This window comes from Litorilituus sediminis (assembly GCF_004295665.1).
Classification (GTDB): Bacteria; Pseudomonadota; Gammaproteobacteria; order Enterobacterales; family Alteromonadaceae; genus Colwellia; species Colwellia sediminis.
Window position 1 is genome coordinate 2,226,440 of sequence record NZ_CP034759.1, and the last position, 23,685, is coordinate 2,250,124.

A 23,685-nucleotide genomic window follows, 5' to 3' on the forward strand; every position below is an offset into this window, starting at 1 on the left:
TATTATTGTTATTGGAAAATTGATGCAGTGTGGCAAATGCCTATTCATTTAACAAGCTTTTGTTACTAATTCATGACTGGATACGCGCTAATAGTGCTTTTGCCTTATGCTTTTCGCTGAAATCTTGGCGGCTATTAACTGACTTCTTAAGGTATTTTTGTGCTTCATTATGACGTTCTAAATCATACAAGGTAGCACCTAAATGGTATTGTACTTCGGCATTATCAAAATCTTTAGTTAATGCTTGACGAAACAATGCTAATGCGACCTCTTTATTACCCATGCGTGATTCTATCCAGCCTAAGGTGTCGATAATTGCGACATTATTTTTTAAGTAGCTATAGGCTTTTCTAGCGTGATGCAGTGCTAAGTCCGCCTCATCCAGTTCATAAAGTACATTGGCATAGTTATTAAGTAAGATGGGCAGTTCACCATAATCAGCAAGTAATTGCTGATAAGCTTGCCCTGATTTTTGCAGTTGCTGACTTTGGCGATAACAATCAGCCAGTGCAATACTCACTTGTAAATCATCACCATGCGCTTTTAGCCAGCTAACTAAATAGGTAATCGCCTTATTTGCTTGTTTTTGTTTTTTGAAACTTTTATACACACCTAAAATAGCAACCTTTGAGGGCTCAATAGTAAGTGCTTTAAGGTAGTGCTGCTCAGCTAAATCATAGTTGTGTAGTTGGTAATATAGTTTGCCCTGCAATACCTCAGCTAGCCCCTCATCTTTACTAATATCTTTTATCGTAGCAATTAATTGTAAGGCGTATTTTTCGTCCTGCTGTAGCATAATAATATCGAGCAAGCCTAAATAGGCTGGCAAATATTGCTCATTTGCAACCATAGCTTTTTTAAACGAGCTTATTGCCGCAGTATTATTCTTAGCCTGTAATTGCACTCTAGCTATTTGAACATATATTCCCGCTTTATTAGCAACGTGGTCTAATACATCTTTTAAGCTATCTGCTGCTTGCTGATACTGCTTATTAGTTTGATAGAATTTTGCCACAAGTAAGCGTGATGCCACATGCTTGCTATGGCTAGAAACAAAGGCTTCAGTAACTAATAGCGCTTGAGCAAGCTCTCCTTCACGCGCTAAAGCTTTCGCGTATTTTTCAACAATAAAAAAGCTATTCTTATCTAATGCATATGCTTTTTTAAGCCATAGCATGCTGTTTTTATGATCGTTATTTAATAAATAAGCATCTGACACTTCTGCCATAATCAGGCTATTTTTAGGAAACTGCTTTAACTTATCCTGCAAGAAGGCTAATGCCTTGGCTGGGTTACCGCTAATATTATCCATACGAGCTAAATGAATCATTGCCAACACATTGCTATCATCCAGTGAAATCGCGGTATCAAATGCTGAACGGGCTAACTCTAACTGCTTGTTATGACCATAAAGCACACCAATGCGTTGATAGTAGTAGCTATTTTCTGGAAACTCTCTTAACAAAGACTCCATTACCTTAATTGCATCCAAGTACTGTTTACTCTGCTGATAAGAGTCAACTAATAGCAGCTTAACTTGAGTGGCACTGACCGTATCATCTTTAATAGATAACAAGGCTTTAATTGCGCCATGATAATCACCAGATTGAATATTCGATTTAGCTAAGTTAGTTAATCCTTGTGAAGACTCAGGGTTCATAGTCAACACTTGCTTAAAGTAATATTCCGCTTTATCAGTATTTTTCTGCTGCAAATATGCCAAACCTAATAAAGATAAAATGCGAATATCATTTGGCTGATTAATATTAGCCTTGATTAGTAAACTACGTGCCGTTTCAGCTTGCTGCTGCATCAACTCTACACTCGCCAGCATAAGCACCGCATTGACTTCTAGTTCAGCATAACTCAAAAACTTAGTCAGGTAGTGTCTGGCATCGTCTAAGCGGCCAAACTGATAACTTACTTGACCCGCTAAATAGTAGTAATCAGGTGTATTTTTCATTACATCGTCAGGCACGCCGGCTAAGGTCACCATAACTTGTGTTATGGCGGTTTGACTTAATTGTTGTTCCTGCATTTGCGTCGCTAAGAGAATTGCTTTTAAGTAACCTGCTCTTGGCTCATTAGGGATCTTAGCCAAGATATATTCAATATCTTGTTCCGCTTTATTATGTTGCTTTAGGTTGATTAGCAGCATAGCCCGAGTCAAGCGAGCAGAAAGATGCTCTGGGCTAATAGCTACTGCTTGATTAATCGCCATTAAGGCCTGATTTGGCTGCTGTTGATGTTGTAATATTTTTGCTTTTAATATCCAGCTGTTAGCCAACGGCGCATCTGAACTTAGCGCTTGTTCGACAAAATTAAGGGCTAAATCAACTCGTTTATTTTGCAAGGCAATTTGCGCTCTACCTAAAAGTGCTAACTGGCTTTGGCTATCAATGGCTAATGCTTGTTTAAAAGCAATATCAGCAGCGCGATATTGATGAACTCCAATTAATGCCTGACCTCGAAATATTTTTAAATCTCGCTCAATACTACGTTGAAAAACGCTTGATTCTGTTATCTCTATGACTTTGCGATATTGCTTTTGTAATAAATAAGCATGGGCGAATAAACTGATAATATGGTCATCATCAACAAGGTCACTATCAACTCGGTTAAGCTCAACTTCTGCGGCTACGCCATTACCTTGCTGTAAATAGACTTGCGTTAATAGTACTCGGGCAGGCACATGCTTATCGTCTTGTTGCAATATATTTTTCAGATGTACTAAAGCGGTACCATTATCTTGCTGCTCAAAAGCAATCAAGGCTTGCTCATAATACTGATTAATCGTTTCATTCGCATAGGCAAATTGCATTGTCCAGCATAATACGCTTACACATGCCAATGTACCTAAACTACTTCCCTTAATGTTTGATAACCATTTCATTTACTTTTCCCATGTCGAAATATTTTACAATTTGAAAATATGACCTTGCCTACAAAGCAAAAAACAACACCAAGCAACTGATTAATAGATAAAAATCAATCAAGGCACAGTTTTTGTATAATGTATATACAAGCCCTGAAAAAAGTATACATCAGTAAATGCGAACGGTGTTAGTAGTAATTTTGAACACCTATTTGTTCAGGGCTAAATAATAAAACGGACTCTTAATAACTTTTGGAATGACAATGTCTTTAATGCAAAAATTTTTAACTCCCATGGGGGCCCTCGCCTTAATCGCGACTTCATCAGTATTTGCTAGCGATATTCCTATTGATAATCATATCGTTTACGACCGCGGCGACCAGGTATACGGTGGCGCAAATTATGAAGTAGACAGAATGGTGGTCAATTGGGATGTAAATGACCAGATTACCGTAGACATCTATACCAACTTTGGCGCCAACAATAACGACCATACCGGTGATAACGTTCGTGGAGGTCGCAGTATCATTTATGGTGACTTATTACTAGGAACTACTGGTAGCGCTACAGATTTCAATTATGCATTCTCTTTAGGTGAATTAACCCCTGAAGTTGCAAGCTACCCAGATGAGCTTAGTGGTGGCTGGGATAACTATTACGGCGGCACAAAAACAGCAGGTTATGAGCGCTACTACCGTCATGCTGAAGACACCAACAATAGTTACTCAACGGGTGGTTTATACGCTATTAATAATACTCTGTCTTCAACACCTGATTATCACGTTGGCGGTGGTGTTGAAGTAGGACAAGTATTTGGCGACGTTACTGATAGAAATAACAAGGCCGGTAATGGCATTTGGTCTGTTAACAACTCTTCTGTAGATTTTGATATTTTCAGTTTCAGCTTTAACGTAGCTAATATTGAAGCATTTCAAAATGCTGATCAGCTTGCATTAAGTTGGACTATGTCTTGTTACAACGATGTCGTTACAGCACTAATTAGCAAAACAAGCAACCCTGTACCAGTTCCACTACCAGCAACGAGCCTACTGCTAGTATTGGCTTTACTAGTGTTAAGAAAACAAAGTAGCCAAACCAATAAACTATTAGCTTAAAACATAAAGCCCAGCATCATTGCTGGGCTTTTTGTCATAGCTGAATAAATTCGCTAATTAATAGTAACTGTCTTTTTCGTTATGCGCTTGAGGATCTTCGATGATTTCATTGAAGTCGACTTCAAAACTGTTATTGTTTTTTGTATCTGCCATATAAATGGTACGGGTTGAATCATCAATCCAGGTTACTGTACCACTGCCTTTCTTACTGCCACATTTCATACCTATATGTATATCGCTAAACTCCATAAGCCCCCCTATTTAATTGCCAGAAATACACCCGTACAGGGTTAGATATCTCAACTTGGCATAAGTTCAAAAATTATACAAGTATTAACTTAATACCAACTGAAATAATGCTTTAGTCATCTCAGAGCTATGTCTGAGAAGAGAGAACAAGAAAGATATTGTGACAATATAGTTATTCTATATTGAACAAATCTGCCGCAGTTATCTTGCCTCTGACAAGCTCCCGAAGGGCGAGTTTAAAAGACTGATATGCTGCGTTGCTGAACTTAACAAGGACGCTGCATGGATGCAGTATATTAGAGAATGCAGGAGCACATTCTCCTGAATAACCATTCTTTTCATTCAGCGCCTTGCCTCTAAATCTTTTAATTCTCGCTGAGAGAGCAAATCATTTTTTCATCTGGTATAAGTATAGTGATAAATAATAAAAGTGGGCAGTTTTTGCTTTTACTACGGCGTATATAAACAGCCTAAGGTGCAGCCACGCTGGGCTCCCGTTACTGAAGGTAGGTTACTCACTAATTGATGATCATAAGCATAGGCAAGCCAAGCAAACGTCATCGCTTCAATGGCATCAATATCAACACCAACATCGCTAGATAAGCGAACATCAAAGCTTGCCGATGCACGAGTTTGTTGTAAATCATCAGCTATGAGCGCGGCTAAATTGTCATTGTGGGCACCACCACCGCATAGATAAACCTCAGCATTTTGGCTTACACTGCTAATTGCCTGTGCTAGCGATTTAGCCGTTAAGGCAGCTAAGCTTGCCTGTATATCTTTCGCTGCCAGTGTTTGCTGGTATGATTGTTCAAAGGCGGTTAAATGCGCGAGTAACCAGTGAATATTAAAGTATTCTCGGCCAGTACTTTTCGGCGCGGGTTTATTAAAAAATTCATCTTGTAAAAACTGAGTTAATAGTGCTTGATTACAGGTACCGCTACTTGCCCACTTACCCTTGCTATCATACTTTTTACTGCTATTGGGATGGTTTTTCTGATACCAATCATCAAGTAAAGCATTAGCAGGCCCAGTATCAAAACCAATAACGTGAGCGGATTCTGCAATAGGTAAATAACTAATATTAGCTATACCGCCAAGGTTAACTACAACCACATCACGGCGATTCTTTTTAAACACTTGTTGATGAAATGCTGGTACTAATGGCGCACCTTGACCACCTAAAGCGATATCTTTTTGCCGGAATTGCCCAATAACACGAATATTTGTTAAACAAGCAAGCGTTTGGCTACAACCAATTTGCACGGTAAAAGGATAAGCTTGGCTAGGTCGATGGCGAATGGTTTGCCCGTGATTACCTATGGCAATAATATCGTCAACTGATAGCTTTTGTTGGCCAATAAAAGCTAAAACACACTGTGAAAAAAAATATGCTAATTCAATATCTAAACTAAACGCCAGTTCTATTTCGTTATGATTTGGGCAATATAAAGCCGTTATTTTCTTATTTAATGCAGGTGAATAAGCTTGATAATAACTAGCAACGAGTTTTGCTTTACCTTGTGTAAAACTCACTAAGGCTAAATCAACCCCATCAGCGCTGGTACCCGACATCAAGCCGATATAATATTTACCTGCCAATAATGATATATCAGCTTCTATATTAGTCTTCACTTGCTAAACCATTAGCTGAACCAGCTTGCATCGACAAGACCGCACTTTTCACACCATTTAGCTCTTCTATGCGCTTATTTGCCAACGCAGTAAATTCTGCTTTGTATTTTTTCGCGATAGGTTTGGCATCAGGCAATTTAACGGTTCTTGGATTTCTATGCACGCCATTTAATAAGAATTCATAATGTAAGTGCGGCCCTGCCGCTAAACCAGTAGCACCAACATAACCAATGACCTGACCTTGCTTCACTCGCTGGCCTTTTTTAACTGAAGGTCGTTTGGAAAAGTGTAAATACTTAGTCACTATGCCATTGCCATGCTGAATAAATACATAATTACCATTGTATTTATTATACGTTGCATGAGTTACTTTACCATTACCCGCAGCTACAACAGGTGTGCCAGTTTTGGCTGCGTAATCAATACCATTATGTGCTTTCCAGCGTTTTTGCACAGGATGAAAACGCTTAGGTTTAAAGCTAGAGCTTATATACTTAAAATTCACCGGCGCACGTAAAAACGCCTTACGCATACTTTTACCATCGGGCGTGTAATATTCGCCATCGGTAAATCTTACCGCTTGAAATACTTCACCTTGGTTTACAAACTCTGCCGCTAAAATATTGCCTGTGCCAATATATTCGCCATCAACATACTGCTGTTCATAAATAACATGGAAACTATCGTCTTCACGTATATCTTGTGCAAAATCGATATCCCAACCAAAAATATTGGCAAAGTTAATTATTTGACTGTCAGTTAACCCCGCTTTAACGCCAGCATTCCAAAAGCTCGAGGTAATTTGGCCACTACTAAAGTTTTCTCTTACTTCAACAGTTTTACTTTCTTTATGCGCTTGATAACGATCACCAACCAAGTTAATAAACAAGGTTTCTGTTTTAGACAAAGGGTATTCTAAAGCCACCAATTGCTTATTTTCATCACTACCAATACGAATTTTATCGCCGACATTGATCTTTTTCAGTAACTTACTTTCTTCACCTTTTGCAGTACTTACCGCATAAGTTGTTTGCGCACTAAAACCTAAACGCTTAAAAATCCTTGCTAGTGAATCCCCTTTGCGTACCTTAGCAGTTTGCCACGATAAATGGATTTTTTGCTCTGAAGATACGGGTTTTGCTTCTGGGTCAACAACGACGATATCTTGCTTAGCGACCTCAACTTTAGGTAGTGCGATTGGTTTACTGTCAGTGATGGGTTGTGACTGCTGCGGTAAAGCAACTTGATAACGCTGCCCTACGGCCAATTGATTAACCTCAACTTCCTCTTCGCTAGGCCATATCAGCATGATTAGCATAATAGACAGTAACGAACTAATAACGATGCGATGTAACTTGGGTAACTGTAAAAAAGTTTCTATGAGGTTTTTCAAGGAATTACTACTTTATCTTTATCTAATCTTAAGCCAATAAGCTTGGGGAAACAGGATCATTTTCACCTACTATAACAAAACTTTTAAAAAAAATACCGCTAGAACTTGCTTTAGGGTTTTATCCCAACACTAAAGTGCAGTAGAATTCAGCTAACTATGACCTTAATTTGTCTACCTTTTAGCAACTGCAGCCAAAATCGCTTAACCATAAGCGACAATCAGTCAATGTAAACGTGGCAAATTAACCCAATCTTTTTACCTGTGGAGCCTAGCAATGACAGATGTCAATCAAGCATTTGCCGAACTTAAACGTGGCAGCGAAGAAATACTGCTTGAAGAAGAATTATTAGAAAAATTAAAAACCGGCAAGCCATTAAAAATCAAGGCTGGTTTTGATCCAACTGCACCTGATTTGCATTTAGGCCATACAGTACTTATCAATAAACTACGCCAATTCCAGCAATTGGGCCATGAAGTTATCTTTTTAATTGGTGACTTTACCGGCATGATTGGCGATCCAACAGGTAAAAACGTTACCCGTAAGCCATTAACCAAAGAAGATGTGCTTGCTAATGCGGAAACTTATAAAGAGCAAGTTTTTAAAATATTAGATCCTGCCAAAACCACAGTGGCTTTTAACTCGACTTGGATGGATGAGCTAGGCGCAGCTGGCATGTTAAAATTAGCATCACGTCAAACAGTTGCCCGCATGTTAGAGCGTGATGACTTTAAAAAGCGCTACGCTGGTGGTCAACCTATTGCTATCCACGAGTTTATGTACCCACTAGTACAAGGTTGGGATTCAGTCGCCCTAGAGTCTGATGTTGAATTAGGCGGTACAGATCAAAAATTCAACTTACTTATGGGTCGAGAGTTACAAAAGTCTGAAGGTCAACGTCCACAAACCGTATTGATGATGCCATTACTTGAAGGTTTAGATGGCGTACAGAAAATGTCTAAATCATTAGGTAACTACATAGGTATTACTGACAGCCCAAGCGACATGTTTGGTAAAATTATGTCTATTTCAGATGAGCTAATGTGGCGCTACTATGAGTTACTAAGCTTTAAAGAATTGACTGTTATTGAAGGTTACAAAGCCAAAGTAGCCGATGGCGCGAACCCACGCGATGTGAAGATTGATTTAGCAAAAGAGTTAATTGCGCGTTTTCATGATGAAGAAGCCGCACAAGCTGCTCATAACGAGTTTATTAACCGTTTCCAAAAAGGTGCGATGCCAGAAGATATGCCAGAATTAGAGTTGGCTCCAGAAGGCGGCGAAATTGCCATTGCCAACCTACTTAAAGAAGCGGGCTTAGTAAGCAGCACGTCAGATGCTATGCGTATGATAAAACAAGGTGCAGCTAAGATTGATGGCGAAAAAGTTGCAGATAAAAGCTTAACAATATCATCTGGCACTACGGCTGTTTACCAAGTAGGTAAACGCAAATTTGCTCGTGTAACAATCAAATAGCCCCTAGTTTTAGCTATAAAACAAAAAATAAGCGATAAAAGTAGCGATAAAACCAGCAGGTTTTGTCGCTTTTTTATACACAAAAGCCCCATACATCTAGTCACCCACAGCCTATTTAGCCGAATAACCTTATAGAGCACATGGTTAAAGGTTATTGTTTTTATAGAAGTTTTCTTCTCTCTTTCAAAGCATAGTTTTTATTGATCTAAATCATAACGAATCCATACAAGATCGTTACACTGTGACATATTGTCGCACTCCGTCCTTTTTTGCCGTGCGTTTTTCAAATAAATAAAGTGAAGGTCGCTTTATGTTACATAGTTTTTTACAGTATTTTTCTAAGAAAACCCTAGTAAAGCTAATACAAATATTGCTATTAGCCTTTGCATTTGTGTTACCTGCTCATGCCCTTTTTGTTAGCCCGCCTAAAGATCCCATGCCGCTAATCAAAGAGATTTTCCCTGAGCACAGCAAAATTAGTGATAAAGTTTCAGCCAAGGAAGGTGCTCCATTAGTTTGGACGATTTACAAAGGAGAAGAAGTCCTAGGCTACGCCTTTGAAACTAACGACTTAGCTAAAATTCCCGCCTATTCTGGTGAACCAGTAAACATGCTAGTGGCCATGGATCCTCAAGGGGTTTACCTTGGCGCTAAAGTACTAGAGCATCATGAGCCGATTATTTTAGCCGGTATTCCAGAAACAAAATTACACGAGTTTGCCGATCAATATGACGGCCTAAGTGTGAAAGACAGATTAAAAGTGGGTGGTAATCAAACTGAAGGTATCGTTCATATCGATGGTCTTTCAGGTGCTACAGTAACGGTTATGGTGATGAATGTGGCCATTGTAAAATCAGCCACTCAAGTTGCCCGCTCACTTGGCATCATCAGTAAAAGCCAAGAAATTATTCAACCTATGGGCACCATTTACCCTGACCTATTTGAAAAGTCCGATTGGCTTACCTTAACAGGTGATGGTTCAATTCGTAAACTTTACTTAAACCGTAAAACGGTAGATGAAGCCTTTGTTGGCACAGAAGCTGAACACGTTGATGAAGCTAGCGCCGAGCAAAAGCAAGATATGTTTGCTGAAATCTACTTTGCGCAATTAAATATCCCAACCGTTGGCCGTAATTTACTTGGTGATAGTGAATACGAATACCTGATGTCAACGTTAAAGCCGGGCGAGCATGCGGTAATTTTAATGGGTACAGGCTACTCATTTAAAGGCTCAGGTTATGTGCGCGGGGCAATATTTGACCGTATTCAAGTGCTACAAAATGGTGAAGCCATTGCCTTTAGAGATTTAGATCACGCCCGCGTACCCGACATTTATATTGATGGTGCGCCTAACTTTAATGAACGCTCAATCTTTATTATTCGTGACCATCACGAATTTAATCCAGCATCAGATTGGCAGTTAGAATTATTAGTTCGCCGTCAAACAGGGCCTTTAGACAGTATCTTTACTAGCTTTAAGGCTGACTATCACACGTTAGATAAATACGTCGATCGCCCACCAGTCATCATGCCAGAGCCTGAATTGACGCTGGCTCAGCAAGTATGGAAAGAAAAAGATGCCGAAGTAATTGTCCTCTTTGTGTTATTAGCAATATTACTGGCGGTACTGTTCTTACAAGATATTTTAGTGCGCCACCCAACCTTTATGCACAACTTCCGCCATCTGTTCTTAATTATTACTGTAGTTTTTATTGGTTGGTCATGGGGCGGACAGTTATCGGTAGTAAATGTCTTTACCTTCTTACAAGCCTTTATGTCTGATTTCTCTTGGGATTTATTCTTGCTTGATCCTGTAATTTTCATTCTTTGGGGCGCAGCCGCAGTTACCATGTTGCTGTGGGGGCGAGCGGTATATTGCGGCTGGCTCTGCCCATTTGGTGCTTTGCAAGAGTTAATCAATGTTTTTGCTCGCTACATAAAAATTCCACAATTTGAGCTTCCTTGGGCAGTACATGAGCGTCTTTGGGCGGTGAAATATCTCATCCTTCTTGGTTTGTTCGGCTTATCTATGGAGTCATTAGCAACGGCTGAACAGTTTGCCGAAGTAGAGCCATTTAAGACCACCTTCTTATTAAAGTTTGATCGCGAGTGGCCGTTTGTACTGTATGCCAGTGCCTTATTGTTAATTAACGTTTTCAATCGCAAATTCTTCTGCCGCTATTTATGTCCATTAGGAGCCGCCCTTTCAACCAGTAATAGCGTGCGCTTATTTAGCTGGTTACGTCGTCGCCCTGAGTGTGGTCAACCATGTAAAACCTGTGCGAAAGAATGTGAAATTCAAGCTATTAATCCAGACGGTGAAATTAACATGCGTGAATGTCACTACTGTCTGGATTGTCAGGTGACTTATTTCAATGAGGAAAAATGTCCACCATTGAAAAAATTAGCCCGTAAGAAAGCAAAGTATAAAGAAACAGAAATTGATGCAGTCAATGTTGCCTAGACAATAACGCTGCACACAATGAAATTTAACGAATAACAACATTGATAAAACTATGACAAGTTTATTAAAAGTGGAGAAAGGTAATGAGTAAAGAAGAAAATACTACCAATGAGGTAGCATTGGAAAATGAAGGACGCCGTAAATTTTTCGGTAAAACAGCATTACTTGGTGCTGGTGCCGTAGCTGCCCCTATGACAGCAGCTATGTTCGCATCAACTGCCAAAGCAAAAGCTGCTGAATCTGGTAATAGTCCATTTGTTCATCCAGGTGAGTTAGATGAGTACTACGGTTTCTGGTCAGGCGGTCACTCAGGTGAAGTACGTATTTTAGGTATTCCTTCAATGCGTGAACTAATGCGTATTCCAGTATTCAACACTGACTCAGCTACAGGTTGGGGTTTAACTGACGAATCTAAGCGTATTAAAGGCGACAGCGCACATATTATGGCTGGTGACTCGCATCACCCGCATATGTCTATGACTGACGGTCGTTACAATGGTAAATACGTTTTCATTAACGATAAAGCAAACTCTCGCGTTGCTCGTATTCGCTGTGATGTGATGAAGTGTGACAAGATGATCACTATCCCTAACGTGCAAGCCGTTCACGGTTTACGTGTACAAAAAGTACCTCACACAAAATACGTTATCTGTAACGGTGAATTTGAAATCCCAATGAACAATGACGGCAAAGCATCTTTAGAAGATGTCAGCACGTACCGTTCATTATTCAACGTTATCGACGCTGAGAAAATGGAAGTAGCCTTCCAAGTCATGGTTGATGGTAACTTAGATAACACTGATGCTGACTACGATGGTAAATACTTCGCTTCAACTTCATACAACTCAGAAATGGGTATGAACTTAGGTGAAATGATCGCAGCAGAACGTGATCACGTTGTAGTATTTAACCTAGCACGTTGTGAAGCAGCATTAAAAGCGGGTAAGTTCAAAACTTACAATGGTAACAATGTACCAGTATTAGACGGTCGTAAAGGCTCTGAATTAACTCGCTATATCCCAGTACCTAAATCACCTCATGGTATCAATACTTCACCTGATGGTAAGTACTTCATGGCTAACGGTAAGTTATCTCCTACTGTATCAATTATTTCTATTAAGAAATTAGATGCATTATTTGCTAACAAGATTAAGCCACGTGACACTATCGTTGGTGAGCCAGAATTAGGCTTAGGTCCACTTCACACTGCTTTCGATAACAAAGGTCATGCTTTCACAACCTTATTCCTAGATAGCCAAGTAGCTAAGTGGAATATTGAAGAAGCGATTCAAGCGTACAATGGTAAGAAAGTTAACTACATTCGCCAAAAACTAGACGTTCACTATCAACCAGGCCACAACTCTACCTCTTCAGGTGAAACTCGTGACGCAGATGGCAAGTGGTTAGTTTGTTTATGTAAGTTTTCTAAAGATAGATTCTTACCTGTTGGTCCATTAAAAGCAGAAAATGATCAGTTAATTGATATTTCTGGCGACGAAATGAAACTTGTTCATGACGGACCAACTTTTGCTGAACCACATGACGGTACTATTATTCACCGCTCTAAAGTTAAGCCAAAGAAAGTATGGACTCGTGACGATCCAATCTTCGCTCCTACCTTAGAGCAAGCGAAGAAAGATGGCGTGAATACTATGACTGATAACAAGGTTATCCGCGATAAGAACGATCCGAAGAAAGTACGTGTTTACATGACATCTGTTGCACCAAACTACGGCATGACTGAGTTTAAAGTTAAATTAGGTGATGAAGTAACGGTTATCATAACTAACCTAGATATGGTAGAAGATGTGGCTCACGGTTTCTGTATGACCAACCACGGCGTACAAATGGAAATCAGTCCACAGCAAACCTCATCTATTACCTTTACGGCTGACAAGCCGGGTGTTCAGTGGTATTACTGTAACTGGTTCTGTCACGCACTACATATGGAAATGCGTGGTCGTATGTTAGTTGAAGCTTAAGCTTTAATTTAACTACAACAGACAGTTAACCAATTAAAAACCTGATGCCTTTGGTATCAGGTTTTTTATTTCTTAAAAGAAAACGACTGAACCAGTTCTGTCACGCAGCTGTACTAATCAAAGCAAACTAATCATGACCTAAGCATGGAAATGCGTGGTCGTATGCTTATGTTAGGAAAGTGAAGCTTAATTAATAGCTTTATATTAACGACAGTTAGTTAATTAAAACCTGATGCCTTTGGTATCAGGTTTTTTATTTCTTAAAAGAAAACGACTGAACCAGTTCTGTCACGCAGCTGTACTAATCAAAGCCAATCAAGCAGGCAATGCGTGGTCGTATGCTTATGTTAGGAAAGTGAAGCTTAATAATATGCTTTAATTTAACAGCAGATGAAAACATAAAAACCTGATGCCTCTGGTATCAGGTTTTTTATTTCCTAAAAAAAACGACTGAACCAGTTCTGTCACGTAGCGGTACTAGCCAAGCCAATCAAGCATGGCGATGCGTGGGCGTATGCTTATATTAGGAAAGTGAAGCTTAATTAGCAGGCTTTATTGTTTCTTAACTCCGCAGCATACAAAATATCTGTATCTGCTGCGTAGAAAGATTCTGCACTGCCGTGCTGCCACCAATGCTGCCACATTTCTTCTTCAACTGAGCCATCAATTAAAGCGTTTTCACTCAGCGGTTCGATCAAACTACCAATCGACATTTGCATACCATAAGGCGAGCGACGTTTGATCATATTCGCAGTCAGCTTTTTAGGCTCATCTAAACCCATACTTGCCACTAATTCGAAAAAGCTCTTGAGGGTATTATGATGAAAATTCTTAACACGTTCGCTTTTTGCTTCAATATTAATTGCTTGAGCGCGGGCAGGATCTTGCGTGGCAATGCCGGTAGGACAATTATTTGTATTACAATGCCTTGATTGAATACAGCCAATCGCCATCATCATAGTACGTGCCGCATTCACAGTATCAGCGCCAACGGCTATTTTTGATAACAAATCAAAGCTAGAAGCGGTTTTACCTGAGGCGATAATTTTAATGTCTTTGCGAAGTCCAACGCCTTTTAAGGCATTATCAACAAAATAAACGCCCTCTAAACAAGTCATCCCTAAACGATTACTAAACTCGACAGGTGCTGCCCCCGTACCGCCTTCCGCGCCATCTACAGTAATAAAATCCGGGGTAATATTTGTTGCCAGCATCGCCTTACACAAGCCCAAAAACTCTGCGGGATTACCAATACATAACTTAAAGCCAACTGGCTTGCCGCCACTTAAACCTCGTAATTTTTCGATAAAACTAAGTAGCTCCTTTGGCGTGGTGCATTCTGGATTTACAGCTGGCGAGATACAGTCTTTATCCTGAGAAATATGGCGAATAGCAGCAATTTCATCAGTAATTTTCGCTTTAGGCAGCACGCCGCCATGACCTGGTTTAGCTCCTTGGCTTAACTTTACCTCAATCATTTTTATTTGTGCTGATTGTGCCGTCTCTTTAAAACCTTGCTCACTAAAACGGCCATGTTCATCACGGCAACCAAAAAGACCTGTGCCTATCTGCCAAACCAGATCGCCACCATGTTTTATATGGTAAGGGCTAACACCACCCTCGCCGGTATTATGTAAACATCCTGCTTTTTTCGCGCCTAAATTCAATGCTTCAATAGCTGACCAACTGAGCGCGCCAAAACTCATCGCTGAAATATTCAAATAAGGTGCTTGATAAGGCTGCAAGCAATCTTTACCACCTATGCGGACAAGTTTCGCAGAATCTTTTATATGACTAGGCGCCAGCGAATGCCAAAGGCTTAAATAATTATCTTCAAACAAATCGCGCTGAGTACCAAAGGCGATAGTATCACGGACATTTTTTGCTCTTTGGTAAACTAAGCTGCGTTGCTCACGATTAAAAGGCTTCTCTTCGGTATCATTCGCAATAAAGTATTGCTGAATTTCGACACGATAAGACTCGAGAAAATAACGCAGATAGGCCACTACGGGATATAAGCGATTTAAATTGTGACGACTATAATGCAAGTCATAAAAGCCAACCGCGCTGTAGACTAGTGTGAAGCAAAGTAGCGCATAAGCAAGCATACCACCACCTTGAGCCACACAATAAAAAGCGAAAATATTACCCAATGTGGTAATAAACCAATAGACCTGCTGCATTATCGTCATTGCCATTCCTTGTTATCTAAGCACATGCTCAAGCTACTGTGATTAAACGCTTTTGTCTATTACTTTACCGCATATTTTCTAAGCGCCCTCAGCCTAACACTCACCATGCAAGCAGCAGTTATGACAAATAAACAAGCAAAAAGCACGATATGTCGCGTTTAAAATATAACAAACACCTCAAGGCACGATATTGCAAGGGACAATTCAGCTTTTTTGCTATTTATTCTCATTAACTGATAGTAATTTAATTGAGATCAATTGCTATTTCCCTAATAATGCTATCCTGCATTTAGAAACCATTTTTAAGAAGCATTGCTGTGAATTTAGTTACCAAACTCTTTATCATTATACTTACAGCCATCACTTTTTACGGGCCGCAACTGGTTGCGCAAGAATATCGAATTACGCCTAACGATAACCTACAGCTTACCTTAGATAACAGCCAAGACGGCGATGTAATATTACTGGCACCTGGCAGCTATTTTGGTAACTTTGTAATACATAAGCAAGTTACCTTAACCAGTAGCGATACCAGTAACCCCGCGATAATTAATGCCCATGGTAAGGGGCATGCCATTATCGTAAAGAACTCCAACATCACCATAAGCCACCTTGCTATTAGCAATTGGGGCGATGATTTAACCGAGGAAAACTCGGGAATTTATGCCAATGAAAAAGCGTCTAACTTAAATGTTCATAACAACACCCTCAAAGGTGATGGTTTTGGTATTTGGTTTAACAAGATTGATAATGCGCAAATTTATGCCAACACAGTTGAGGGCAACCTAGCACTGCGCTCAGCTGACCGAGGCAATGGCATTCAAGTCGCCAATGTTTCTAAGAGCCGTGTTTATGACAATGAGACCTTCCATGTACGCGATGGTATCTATGTTATCGCCAGTAAAAATAACACCATAGAAAATAATACCATGCATGATTTACGCTATGGTATTCACTACATGTACTCTTACGATAACAATGTACTTAATAATTCTGCCTACAATACCCGTGCTGGCTATGCCATGATGAGTTCACGGCGCTTACTTATTGAGGGCAACAAAACCCGCGATAGTGAAGATTACGGCTTTTTATTTAACTACATCACCTACTCCACCATACAAAAAAACCATATTAAAAATGTTTGGACTAAGCCAGAAAATAAAGTCTTAGGGCGTGATGGCAAGGGCTTATTTGTTTATAACTCAGGTTTTAATACCTTTACCGATAATATTATTGATACCGCTGAAATTGGAATCCATTTAACCGCTGGCTCTGATGGCGTAAAAATATTCGGTAATAGTTTTATTAATAACCCAACACAAGTGAAGTATGTCTCTTCAAAGAAACAAGAATGGAGTCAAGAAGGCCGTGGTAACTACTGGAGTAATTACCTTGGTTGGGATATGAACAACGACAATATAGGTGATACGGTTTTTGAACCAAATGATGGCATAGACAAGCTCATCTGGCAGTACCCTGAAATGAAAATGATAATGGACAGTCCTGCTATTTTAATTTTACGTTGGGTACAAAGACAATTTCCGGTATTAAAACCACCCGGTGTGAAAGATAGTTTCCCCTTAATGACATCACCACATGAACAACTAACCACAGAGTTGCTGGCCAGCAGCCAAGCTGCTACCAAGGAATAATTTGTTATGAATAGCCCTTTAGTTTCACTCACCAATGCAGGAAAAAGCTATAAAGCGCTTGATGCTCTGCAATCTGTTTCATTAACGTTAAATGAAGGCGAAGTATTAGGTTTATTCGGCCATAATGGTGCCGGTAAAACCACTATGATGAAATTAATACTTGGCGTTATTTCACCGAGTCGTGGTCAAGTACAAGTAATGGGCATGGCACCTGATTCAAAAGAAGCATGGCATTGCCGTTCAAAAGTAGGTTACTTGCCTGAAAATGTGAGCTTTTATGAACAGCTTACTGGCCTTGAAGTATTAACTTATTTTGCCAAATTAAAAGGTTTTGATAAAAAACACGCCATTGACTTACTTGAGCAAGTGGGCATTACCCACGCTATGAAAAGGCAGGTAAAAACCTATTCAAAAGGTATGCGCCAACGCCTAGGTTTAGCGCAAGCTTTTATTGGTGAGCCTAAATTATTATTGCTTGATGAGCCAACGGTTGGTTTAGATCCTATCGCCACCCATGATTTCTACCAAACCGTAGATCAGCTGAAATCAAAAGGCTCTAGCGTTATTTTATGCTCACACGTACTGCCAGGTGTTGAGCAGCATATAGACAGAGCCATGATCTTATCTACAGGGCAACTATTAGCTATGGGCACACTGGCTGAACTTCGCCAGCAAGCTGCCCTGCCGGTAGCCATTAAACCAAGTGGCTTGAATGGCAGTGTCGCTCAACATCAGATGTTAAATAGCTTTATCTCAAGCGATTGCGACAATACGCTAATGGTTCCTGAGCAAGAAAAATTAGCGGTATTACGAGAACTACTGAGCTTAGAAGGCATTGATGATATTCATGTTGAATCAGCCAACTTAGAGCAAGTTTATCAGCACTTCCTAAGTAAGCATGAAACCAATATAAGAGCGCAACAAACCTCTCCAGCACAAGGGCAAAGTTAATGAAACAGATATTTACCGTCGCCAATAAAGAATTCCACGATGGCCTTAGAAATCGCTGGTTAGTATCAATCACCCTGATTTTTGCCTTACTCTCGGTTGGCTTAACTTATTTTGGTGCTGCGGCATCAGGTGAAGTGGGTATTGCTTCACTTTCAACCACAGTGGCGAGTTTAGCTAGCTTAGCGGTATTTTTAATCCCGCTCATTGCCTTGCTACTTAGCTATGACAGCTTTGTTGGCGAGCAAGAAAGCGGTACCTTATTGCTATTATTGACTTATCCGTTAAGTAAGAGTCAGCTGTTACTTGGCAAGTTCTTAGGTCAAGGCAGTATTATTGCGCTTGCTACCTTACTAGGCTTTGGTGCATCTGCGGTGTTGTTATACTTTCAACTAGAAGATAGCGCTATTCTGAGTGCCTTTTCCCTCTTTATTGTTAGCGCTATATTGTTAGGTTTAAGTTTTACTGCCATTTCCTATTTAATTAGCTTATCGGTATCAGAGAAGTCAAAAGCCGCTGGTTTTGCCTTAATCACTTGGTTCTTATTTGCTTTAGCCTTTGATCTTGCCTTACTGGCATTACTTGTTGGCGTTGAAGATGGCATAAGCCAAAGCGGTTTAACGCAGTTAATGATGTTAAACCCTGCTGATATCTTCCGATTAGTTAACCTGGCGGGGTTAGACAGTAGCGATGTTAACGGCGCATTAGCAGTAGCAATCAATGCCAGCTTATCTCAAGGACAACTACTTGTTGCCTTATCAGCATGGGTGGCACTACCACTTGTGTTTGCCATTATTATTTTTAGAAGGAAAAAACTATAATGCACAAATTTATAAAAGCAATTGCGCTTACCTTAGCATTAGTCGGCCTTGCAGGCTGTTCAGATAACAGCGAACAAGCCATTATTCATCAAGCAGTCGCCATTGAATCAGGCGATGAATGTCATTTATGTGGCATGCTCATTAAACATTTTGATGGCCCTAAAGGCGAAGCCTTCAGAAAAGAGCAAGGCAGTAAGGTGTTCAAATTCTGCTCTACGCGCGATATGTTTAGTTACTATCTTGATCCTGAAAACAAGCGTAACGTCTCGCAATTACTTGTTCATGATATGAGTAAAATGCCGTGGGGCAATATCAATGATGAGCACTTTATTGATGGCAAAACCGCTTGGTATGTTGCTGGCTCTTCACAAACTGGCGCTATGGGCTCAACATTAGCAAGTTTTAGTAAAGAAAAAGATGCAAAAGCATTTGCCGAAGAATTTGGCGGTACCGTATTAAGCTTTAAAGAAATCACCATAGAAACATTGCTTTAGGCTCTTCCTTTAGTTGTACCCTGTAGCCAACGCATATTATTACAGGGTACTCTTTCTTCATTGAATAATTATCGCATTAAAGCTTGCTTACTGAGTAACCTTGCTTTTTAAGTAGTGAAATTACATTGTCCTCACCAATTAAATGACCAACACCAACGAGCACAAACTCTCTGTCGTTATCTGAGAACATAGCTTCAATTAAAGGGATCCAATTCTTATTACGATCGACAATCATAGTTTTAAAAGTCTTAGGATCTTCCTGCATTGGTTTAATCACCACTTCTTCCAGCTTTGCCGTATCGCCTTTTCGCCAAGCAGCCAGCATGTCGTCAAACATAGTTTTAAAGTCTTTCATTTGTGCCAAGTTCATTTTCACAAAAGAGTCTTCATCCCCTTGCCCCATGCTAGCTAACATATCTAGCTGAAAATCGGCACTTTCAAGGTAAGCAATGTCTTTACCTTGCTTTACTGCTAATTGGTTAAAATAGGCATCAACACCATCACCGGCAATTTGCGCTCTTTGCGCTTCCATCATGGCCATCATAGTCACGATAAAACCTGGCTTAAAACCATTGAGCGTATTGATGTCAGCACCAAAAGTCGCAATATAGTCAGACAACTGCTTATAAGTCGACTTAGACAATACTGTCGCTAAGGTTTGCCCATTAGTGTATGACATCTTTTGCATCATTTTGGTTTGAAAAGTAATATCTGTTGGCTCGGGTAATTTAGCTTCCAGTACGATGGCATCACTTGCTTCATAAGCGTCAGTAAATTCTGTCGGCAACGGAAATTCTGATACAGGTAAAATGTGTACTGTGCCGCCAATATAAATATGGTCACTGCCTTTACTCACTTTCCATACAGAGCTTTCGGCGAAAGCCACAGCGCTTATGGCACTGGCTAATAGTGTGGTAGTTAGGGCTATTGTTTTTAAAAAGTGGGCTTTCATCTTCTATCCTTAGTGTTACGAAGTATTATTATCAGCAAGGTTTTCGGTGATAATGTGCATTAAAGCTTCTTGCTCTGTTATTTGTACCATAGCTTTCTCTTGAGCTCGAGCTACTTTTCTTGTTATTTTGTGGCTTAGCATACCTAGCAAATAGCAAGTATAATTTTTGCTGTTCAAAGAAGGGCTTGCTTGATAACCTAACGATTATTCATTAATCACCTTACTATCCTTGTGCTGCTCAGAATATTCTTTCTTATATTATTAGCGTTTAGCTTAATTTCCTGTACAAGCACGAAAAGCAATGGCGTCATTTATCATAATCAATTTGATTTTTCTCAGGTGAAAACCTATGGTTTCTACCCGCTCGGTTCAGATTTTACCGAAGTACAAAGTCTTAGCTATAGCTTACGTAATAGCATTGAAATCGCTATTGAAAAAGCGATGGACAAACAAGCGTTTTCTTATGCGAAGCTAGATGCTGCTGACATAGTCGTGACCTATCATCTACTAACAGGAAAGTCTAAAGATTACTCTCGTTACAATAAAGCCGTACTTTTTTGCCAACACTGCCTTAAAGCCAATACTTGGCATCAATCAGATAGCTCAATCAAGCTCAGTAAAGGCTCGCTTATACTTGATTTAATCGATCCTAAAAAAAATCGCTCAGTATGGCGCAGCGCTCAGCCATTAAGCATTAAAGACAAGGATAACAGCCGAGAAGTGAACCAAAAGATTCAACAGGCTGTAGAAATTATGCTGTCGCAATACCCGAAAACGAACTTAACAAGTACTAAGCAATAACTATTGCAGTAAAACACTTCTCAAGTAAGTATTCGCGTTTTATAATAGCGCACTTTACTTGTATAACTAGATGAAGCTTTATGGACTTTCCCAACGATGAAACCGGCCAAGTACTTGCTGAGATGCACCAAGCAGGTATTGATTTAAGCAAGTCGCATGACGTTGTCTTTTTTCATCTGTTCGAGCAAGAATCACAAGCTCATGCCATGGCAGAGCATTTAAAGCAAATTATGCCCAATGTAGCCTTAACCGTTCACCCTGACGAAACACCGAATGTTTGGGATTTAGATTGCACGGTAAATATGATGCCAACCTATCAAGCTATTATTGATAAAGAAGCCGAATTTGAACAAATTGCTGCAAAATTTTCAGGTTACAATGATGGTTGGGGCATAGAAGCCTAATCTTAGCTTTTTTAAAAATAACAACACATGCTATCTTTTTACATCAAAAAATATACTACTTACTTAACTATTTTTGCTGAGTCTGTTGCTTTGGCATTAGTGCCACAACACGGCAAGTGGTTTAACCGCTTTAGATTATTTTTCAGTATCCGTATTGTTCGCAGCGTAGGAGCAACAGTCAACCTTGCTGGGCAAATTGAACACGACACAGATATTCTCATTGCTAACCACCAATCTATGGCAGACATCTTTGCTCTAGAAGAAGTCATAGGCAATGACGTACGTTTTATTGGCCGCACTGGCATTATGGATAAGTGGCCGGTATCAAAAATTGTTGATAAGGTCGGACACATTACCGTAGATCAAAAAGATCGCCGTGCCATCATAAAGCTTTTAAAAGACGTAAAAGCCTGTAAAGGTAAAAAAGTCATCATTTTTCCAGAGGGCACTCGCTCACAAACTGGCAAAATTGAAGCTTTTGAAGCTGGCACTAAAGTGCTAGTGGAAAAGCTTGGCCTTAAGGCACAACCCGTTGTAATAAAAAATATTTTATCTGTTTACAATGAGTCAGCTAAAACTGCACGTACAGGAGTTATTGAAATTGAAGCCTTACCGCCTGTCACTATTGAAGAAGGTTGGTATGAAAAAGCTCATCAGGATATGAGTGACATCTTTAATAAAAACAATTAAAACACCTGCTTTGCTGATAACACCTTATCAGGCACTTACCTTACTTGTATATGGCGAACTCTCTTCAATATTACGCCATATACAAAATGCGCCATATACAAAACTTACCAGTTCCTGCTATCACTTGCAGTTCAACTTACACAAACTTACACTCTTACCACAAATGCTCAACAGTTAATCTAGGATGATTCACTGATAATTTTCCTATACCTAATTTTTAATAATATCTGCTCTATCGCAGTAGCAATTAATACCAAATAAAGGACTAACATGATGCAATTAAAATCGATTACTGCACTTTCTGTGCTTAGCTTAGCTATGTTTAGCCAAACTTCACTCGCCAATGAACCGCTACAAATAGACGATCGCAAACACAGTTTTGGTCTAGTTACGGGTGTTGCCAGTGGTGAATATAAAAACTCTCGCAGTGATGGCGATGGTTTTGCGCAAGCATACCTTTTCTATAACTACCAACTTTTCAATAACTTCTCTATTGAGCTTGCTTATACTAGAGCCAAAGAAATTGACGACTGGGACTGGGATTGTGATGAAGTTGAAGATGACGAAAAGTGGGTCTGTACCTATGAAGACGACTCAGATCCTCTTTTTAACTTACCTGCAAATGAACTTGAAATGGATGGTTTTGTTTTTGCAGTAAAAGGTCACTTACCTATTTCACAGCGCAATAGTTTATACGCCAAAGTTGGTGCCCAATATTATGATTACGATTTTGGTTATGACGACAATAACATTATAGCTGCGCCAAAAGGTGATTCTGGTACCGGCTTATTCTTAGAAGCAGGTTGGCAATACCGCTGGAATTGCGGCATTGGCATGAACGTAGGTTTACGTTATCAAGATATGGGCGACTTAACTTTTACATCGCCCAATGTTGGTATTAGTTACGCATTCTAGGGGTTATTCTCTTTTTCCACTATCTGGAAAGCCGGTAGCGATACTCGCCAATAGATAGCCGCCAAACGCAATAATAGTGCTGCAGTCACAGATACTATTATTGCGTTATTTTCTGACCAGCCAAAATAGCTCAATACAGCAAATAAGCCTCCGCCTATCATTGCCGCGAGTGCGTAAATTTCCTGCCTTAAAATCATAGGAATTACATTACACAAAACATCGCGGATCATACCGCCAGCAACACCAGTAACCGTACCTAGCACAATAGCAACTGGCATTGGCGCTCCTAAGGCTAGTGACTTTTGCGCACCAACTACCGCAAATAATGCTAACCCTAAGGCATCCGCTATCAGTAAAAAGCGTTTAGGAATACGCTTTGGCTGACGCACAAAGATAATGGTTAACAGCGAGGTAATTAAAATAACATAGAGGTAATATGGCTTTTCTACCCAGAACACCGGAGTTTGCAGAATAAGATCTCTAATTGTACCGCCACCAACAGCCGTCACAGAAGCCAACACGACCACACCAAAAGGATCGAGCTTATAACGCCCTGCCATTAGCGCCCCTGATAAGGCAAAAACTATAGTGCCAAAAATATCTAAATAAAAAAGCAGTTCGCTCATTGA

At 39.9% G+C, this 23,685-nt stretch carries 19 protein-coding genes; 12 read left to right on the top strand and 7 right to left on the bottom strand.

Annotation, left to right across the window (positions count from 1 at the left end; all coding sequences use genetic code 11):
* Positions 1–70 precede the first annotated feature (70 nt).
* The gene (gene prsT, locus EMK97_RS09925) at positions 71–2,893 is read right to left on the bottom strand and encodes an XrtA/PEP-CTERM system TPR-repeat protein PrsT (RefSeq protein WP_130601732.1); all 2,823 of its coding nucleotides are present in this window, start codon (positions 2,891–2,893) and stop codon (positions 71–73) included.
* A 245-nt stretch (positions 2,894–3,138) separates the two neighbouring features.
* Between prsT and EMK97_RS09930 the strand changes: the two genes are divergently transcribed.
* Positions 3,139–3,990 carry a hypothetical protein gene (locus EMK97_RS09930; protein ID WP_130601734.1) on the top strand — a complete coding sequence of 284 codons (852 nt, stop codon included), beginning with the start codon at positions 3,139–3,141 and terminating at the stop codon, positions 3,988–3,990.
* A 57-nt stretch (positions 3,991–4,047) separates the two neighbouring features.
* Here EMK97_RS09930 and EMK97_RS09935 read toward each other — a convergent pair whose 3' ends face one another.
* The 3 genes from EMK97_RS09935 to EMK97_RS09945 form a co-directional block, all read right to left on the bottom strand.
* Positions 4,048–4,239: a hypothetical protein gene (locus tag EMK97_RS09935; protein ID WP_130601736.1), complete on the bottom strand. Its 192-nt coding sequence runs from the start codon at positions 4,237–4,239 to the stop codon at positions 4,048–4,050.
* Positions 4,240–4,689: 450 nt separating this feature from the next.
* Positions 4,690–5,874: an anhydro-N-acetylmuramic acid kinase gene (locus EMK97_RS09940; protein WP_246028751.1), complete on the bottom strand. Its 1,185-nt coding sequence runs from the start codon at positions 5,872–5,874 to the stop codon at positions 4,690–4,692.
* Complete coding sequence (locus tag EMK97_RS09945; RefSeq protein WP_425462193.1) at positions 5,864–7,192, bottom strand: OapA family protein; 1,329 nt, start codon at positions 7,190–7,192, stop codon at positions 5,864–5,866. Before EMK97_RS09945 ends, EMK97_RS09940 begins: the two co-directional genes overlap by 11 nt.
* A 349-nt stretch (positions 7,193–7,541) precedes the next feature.
* Between EMK97_RS09945 and tyrS the strand changes: the two genes are divergently transcribed.
* The 3 genes from tyrS to nosZ all read left to right on the top strand — a co-directional run bounded on the left by tyrS (position 7,542) and on the right by nosZ (position 13,187).
* Positions 7,542–8,741 (top strand): tyrosine--tRNA ligase, encoded by a 1,200-nt coding sequence (tyrS, locus tag EMK97_RS09950; RefSeq protein WP_130601738.1) that lies wholly within the window; start codon positions 7,542–7,544, stop codon positions 8,739–8,741.
* A gap of 310 nt (positions 8,742–9,051) precedes the next feature.
* Positions 9,052–11,205, top strand: coding sequence for a transcriptional regulator NosR (nosR, locus tag EMK97_RS09955; protein ID WP_130601740.1), 2,154 nt, complete (start codon positions 9,052–9,054; stop codon positions 11,203–11,205).
* Positions 11,206–11,288: 83 nt separating this feature from the next.
* Positions 11,289–13,187 carry a TAT-dependent nitrous-oxide reductase gene (gene nosZ / locus EMK97_RS09960; protein ID WP_130601742.1) on the top strand — a complete coding sequence of 633 codons (1,899 nt, stop codon included), beginning with the start codon at positions 11,289–11,291 and terminating at the stop codon, positions 13,185–13,187.
* A 542-nt stretch (positions 13,188–13,729) separates the two neighbouring features.
* On the opposite strand, the gene EMK97_RS09965 is transcribed toward nosZ, so the two are convergent.
* Complete coding sequence (locus EMK97_RS09965) at positions 13,730–15,379, bottom strand: FMN-binding glutamate synthase family protein (RefSeq protein ID WP_130601744.1); 1,650 nt, start codon at positions 15,377–15,379, stop codon at positions 13,730–13,732.
* A 317-nt stretch (positions 15,380–15,696) separates the two neighbouring features.
* Between EMK97_RS09965 and EMK97_RS09970 the strand changes: the two genes are divergently transcribed.
* The 4 genes from EMK97_RS09970 to EMK97_RS09985 are packed head-to-tail and all read left to right on the top strand — an operon-like array spanning position 15,697 to position 19,294.
* Positions 15,697–17,031, top strand: coding sequence for a nitrous oxide reductase family maturation protein NosD (locus tag EMK97_RS09970; protein WP_211342236.1), 1,335 nt, complete (start codon positions 15,697–15,699; stop codon positions 17,029–17,031).
* 6 nt (positions 17,032–17,037) lie between these two features.
* Positions 17,038–17,982, top strand: a complete 945-nt coding sequence (locus tag EMK97_RS09975; RefSeq protein WP_130601746.1) for an ABC transporter ATP-binding protein — start codon at positions 17,038–17,040, stop codon at positions 17,980–17,982.
* Positions 17,982–18,800, top strand: a complete 819-nt coding sequence (locus tag EMK97_RS09980) for an ABC transporter permease (RefSeq protein WP_130601748.1) — start codon at positions 17,982–17,984, stop codon at positions 18,798–18,800. Before EMK97_RS09975 ends, EMK97_RS09980 begins: the two co-directional genes overlap by 1 nt.
* The gene (locus tag EMK97_RS09985; protein ID WP_211342237.1) at positions 18,800–19,294 is read left to right on the top strand and encodes a nitrous oxide reductase accessory protein NosL; all 495 of its coding nucleotides are present in this window, start codon (positions 18,800–18,802) and stop codon (positions 19,292–19,294) included. The genes EMK97_RS09980 and EMK97_RS09985 overlap by 1 nt, the downstream gene beginning before the upstream one ends.
* A gap of 76 nt (positions 19,295–19,370) precedes the next feature.
* On the opposite strand, the gene EMK97_RS09990 is transcribed toward EMK97_RS09985, so the two are convergent.
* Complete coding sequence (locus EMK97_RS09990) at positions 19,371–20,246, bottom strand: TraB/GumN family protein (RefSeq protein WP_130601752.1); 876 nt, start codon at positions 20,244–20,246, stop codon at positions 19,371–19,373.
* A gap of 231 nt (positions 20,247–20,477) precedes the next feature.
* On the opposite strand from EMK97_RS09990, the gene EMK97_RS09995 reads away from it, so the two are divergent.
* The 4 genes from EMK97_RS09995 (at position 20,478) to EMK97_RS10010 (ending at position 23,056) form a co-directional block, all read left to right on the top strand.
* A complete protein-coding gene (locus tag EMK97_RS09995) occupies positions 20,478–21,047 on the top strand; it encodes a DUF4136 domain-containing protein (RefSeq protein ID WP_281274926.1) in 570 nt (189 codons plus the stop codon).
* 80 nt (positions 21,048–21,127) lie between these two features.
* Positions 21,128–21,451 carry a ribonuclease E inhibitor RraB gene (locus EMK97_RS10000; RefSeq protein ID WP_130601756.1) on the top strand — a complete coding sequence of 108 codons (324 nt, stop codon included), beginning with the start codon at positions 21,128–21,130 and terminating at the stop codon, positions 21,449–21,451.
* A 27-nt stretch (positions 21,452–21,478) separates the two neighbouring features.
* Entirely contained in the window at positions 21,479–22,141 is a 663-nt protein-coding gene (locus tag EMK97_RS10005; RefSeq protein ID WP_130601758.1) for a lysophospholipid acyltransferase family protein, read from the top strand.
* Positions 22,142–22,411: 270 nt separating this feature from the next.
* Positions 22,412–23,056, top strand: a complete 645-nt coding sequence (locus EMK97_RS10010; protein ID WP_130601760.1) for an outer membrane beta-barrel protein — start codon at positions 22,412–22,414, stop codon at positions 23,054–23,056.
* On the opposite strand, the gene EMK97_RS10015 is transcribed toward EMK97_RS10010, so the two are convergent.
* Positions 23,053–23,682 (bottom strand): trimeric intracellular cation channel family protein, encoded by a 630-nt coding sequence (locus EMK97_RS10015; RefSeq protein ID WP_130601762.1) that lies wholly within the window; start codon positions 23,680–23,682, stop codon positions 23,053–23,055. The two genes, EMK97_RS10010 and EMK97_RS10015, sit on opposite strands and share 4 nt — an antisense overlap.
* Between the last annotated feature and the right edge of the window lie 3 nt (positions 23,683–23,685).

Coding starts and splice junctions, on each gene's coding strand:
- EMK97_RS10005 (WP_130601758.1), top strand. CDS start 21,479: ATGCTATCTTTTTACATCAAAAAATATACTACTTACTTAACTATTTTT.
- prsT (WP_130601732.1), bottom strand. CDS start 2,893: ATGAAATGGTTATCAAACATTAAGGGAAGTAGTTTAGGTACATTGGCA.
- EMK97_RS10010 (WP_130601760.1), top strand. CDS start 22,412: ATGATGCAATTAAAATCGATTACTGCACTTTCTGTGCTTAGCTTAGCT.
- EMK97_RS09985 (WP_211342237.1), top strand. CDS start 18,800: ATGCACAAATTTATAAAAGCAATTGCGCTTACCTTAGCATTAGTCGGC.
- EMK97_RS09965 (WP_130601744.1), bottom strand. CDS start 15,379: ATGACGATAATGCAGCAGGTCTATTGGTTTATTACCACATTGGGTAAT.
- tyrS (WP_130601738.1), top strand. CDS start 7,542: ATGACAGATGTCAATCAAGCATTTGCCGAACTTAAACGTGGCAGCGAA.
- EMK97_RS09980 (WP_130601748.1), top strand. CDS start 17,982: ATGAAACAGATATTTACCGTCGCCAATAAAGAATTCCACGATGGCCTT.
- EMK97_RS10015 (WP_130601762.1), bottom strand. CDS start 23,682: ATGAGCGAACTGCTTTTTTATTTAGATATTTTTGGCACTATAGTTTTT.
- EMK97_RS09990 (WP_130601752.1), bottom strand. CDS start 20,246: ATGAAAGCCCACTTTTTAAAAACAATAGCCCTAACTACCACACTATTA.
- EMK97_RS09930 (WP_130601734.1), top strand. CDS start 3,139: ATGTCTTTAATGCAAAAATTTTTAACTCCCATGGGGGCCCTCGCCTTA.
- nosZ (WP_130601742.1), top strand. CDS start 11,289: ATGAGTAAAGAAGAAAATACTACCAATGAGGTAGCATTGGAAAATGAA.
- EMK97_RS09975 (WP_130601746.1), top strand. CDS start 17,038: ATGAATAGCCCTTTAGTTTCACTCACCAATGCAGGAAAAAGCTATAAA.
- nosR (WP_130601740.1), top strand. CDS start 9,052: ATGTTACATAGTTTTTTACAGTATTTTTCTAAGAAAACCCTAGTAAAG.
- EMK97_RS10000 (WP_130601756.1), top strand. CDS start 21,128: ATGGACTTTCCCAACGATGAAACCGGCCAAGTACTTGCTGAGATGCAC.
- EMK97_RS09945 (WP_425462193.1), bottom strand. CDS start 7,192: ATGCTAATCATGCTGATATGGCCTAGCGAAGAGGAAGTTGAGGTTAAT.
- EMK97_RS09935 (WP_130601736.1), bottom strand. CDS start 4,239: ATGGAGTTTAGCGATATACATATAGGTATGAAATGTGGCAGTAAGAAA.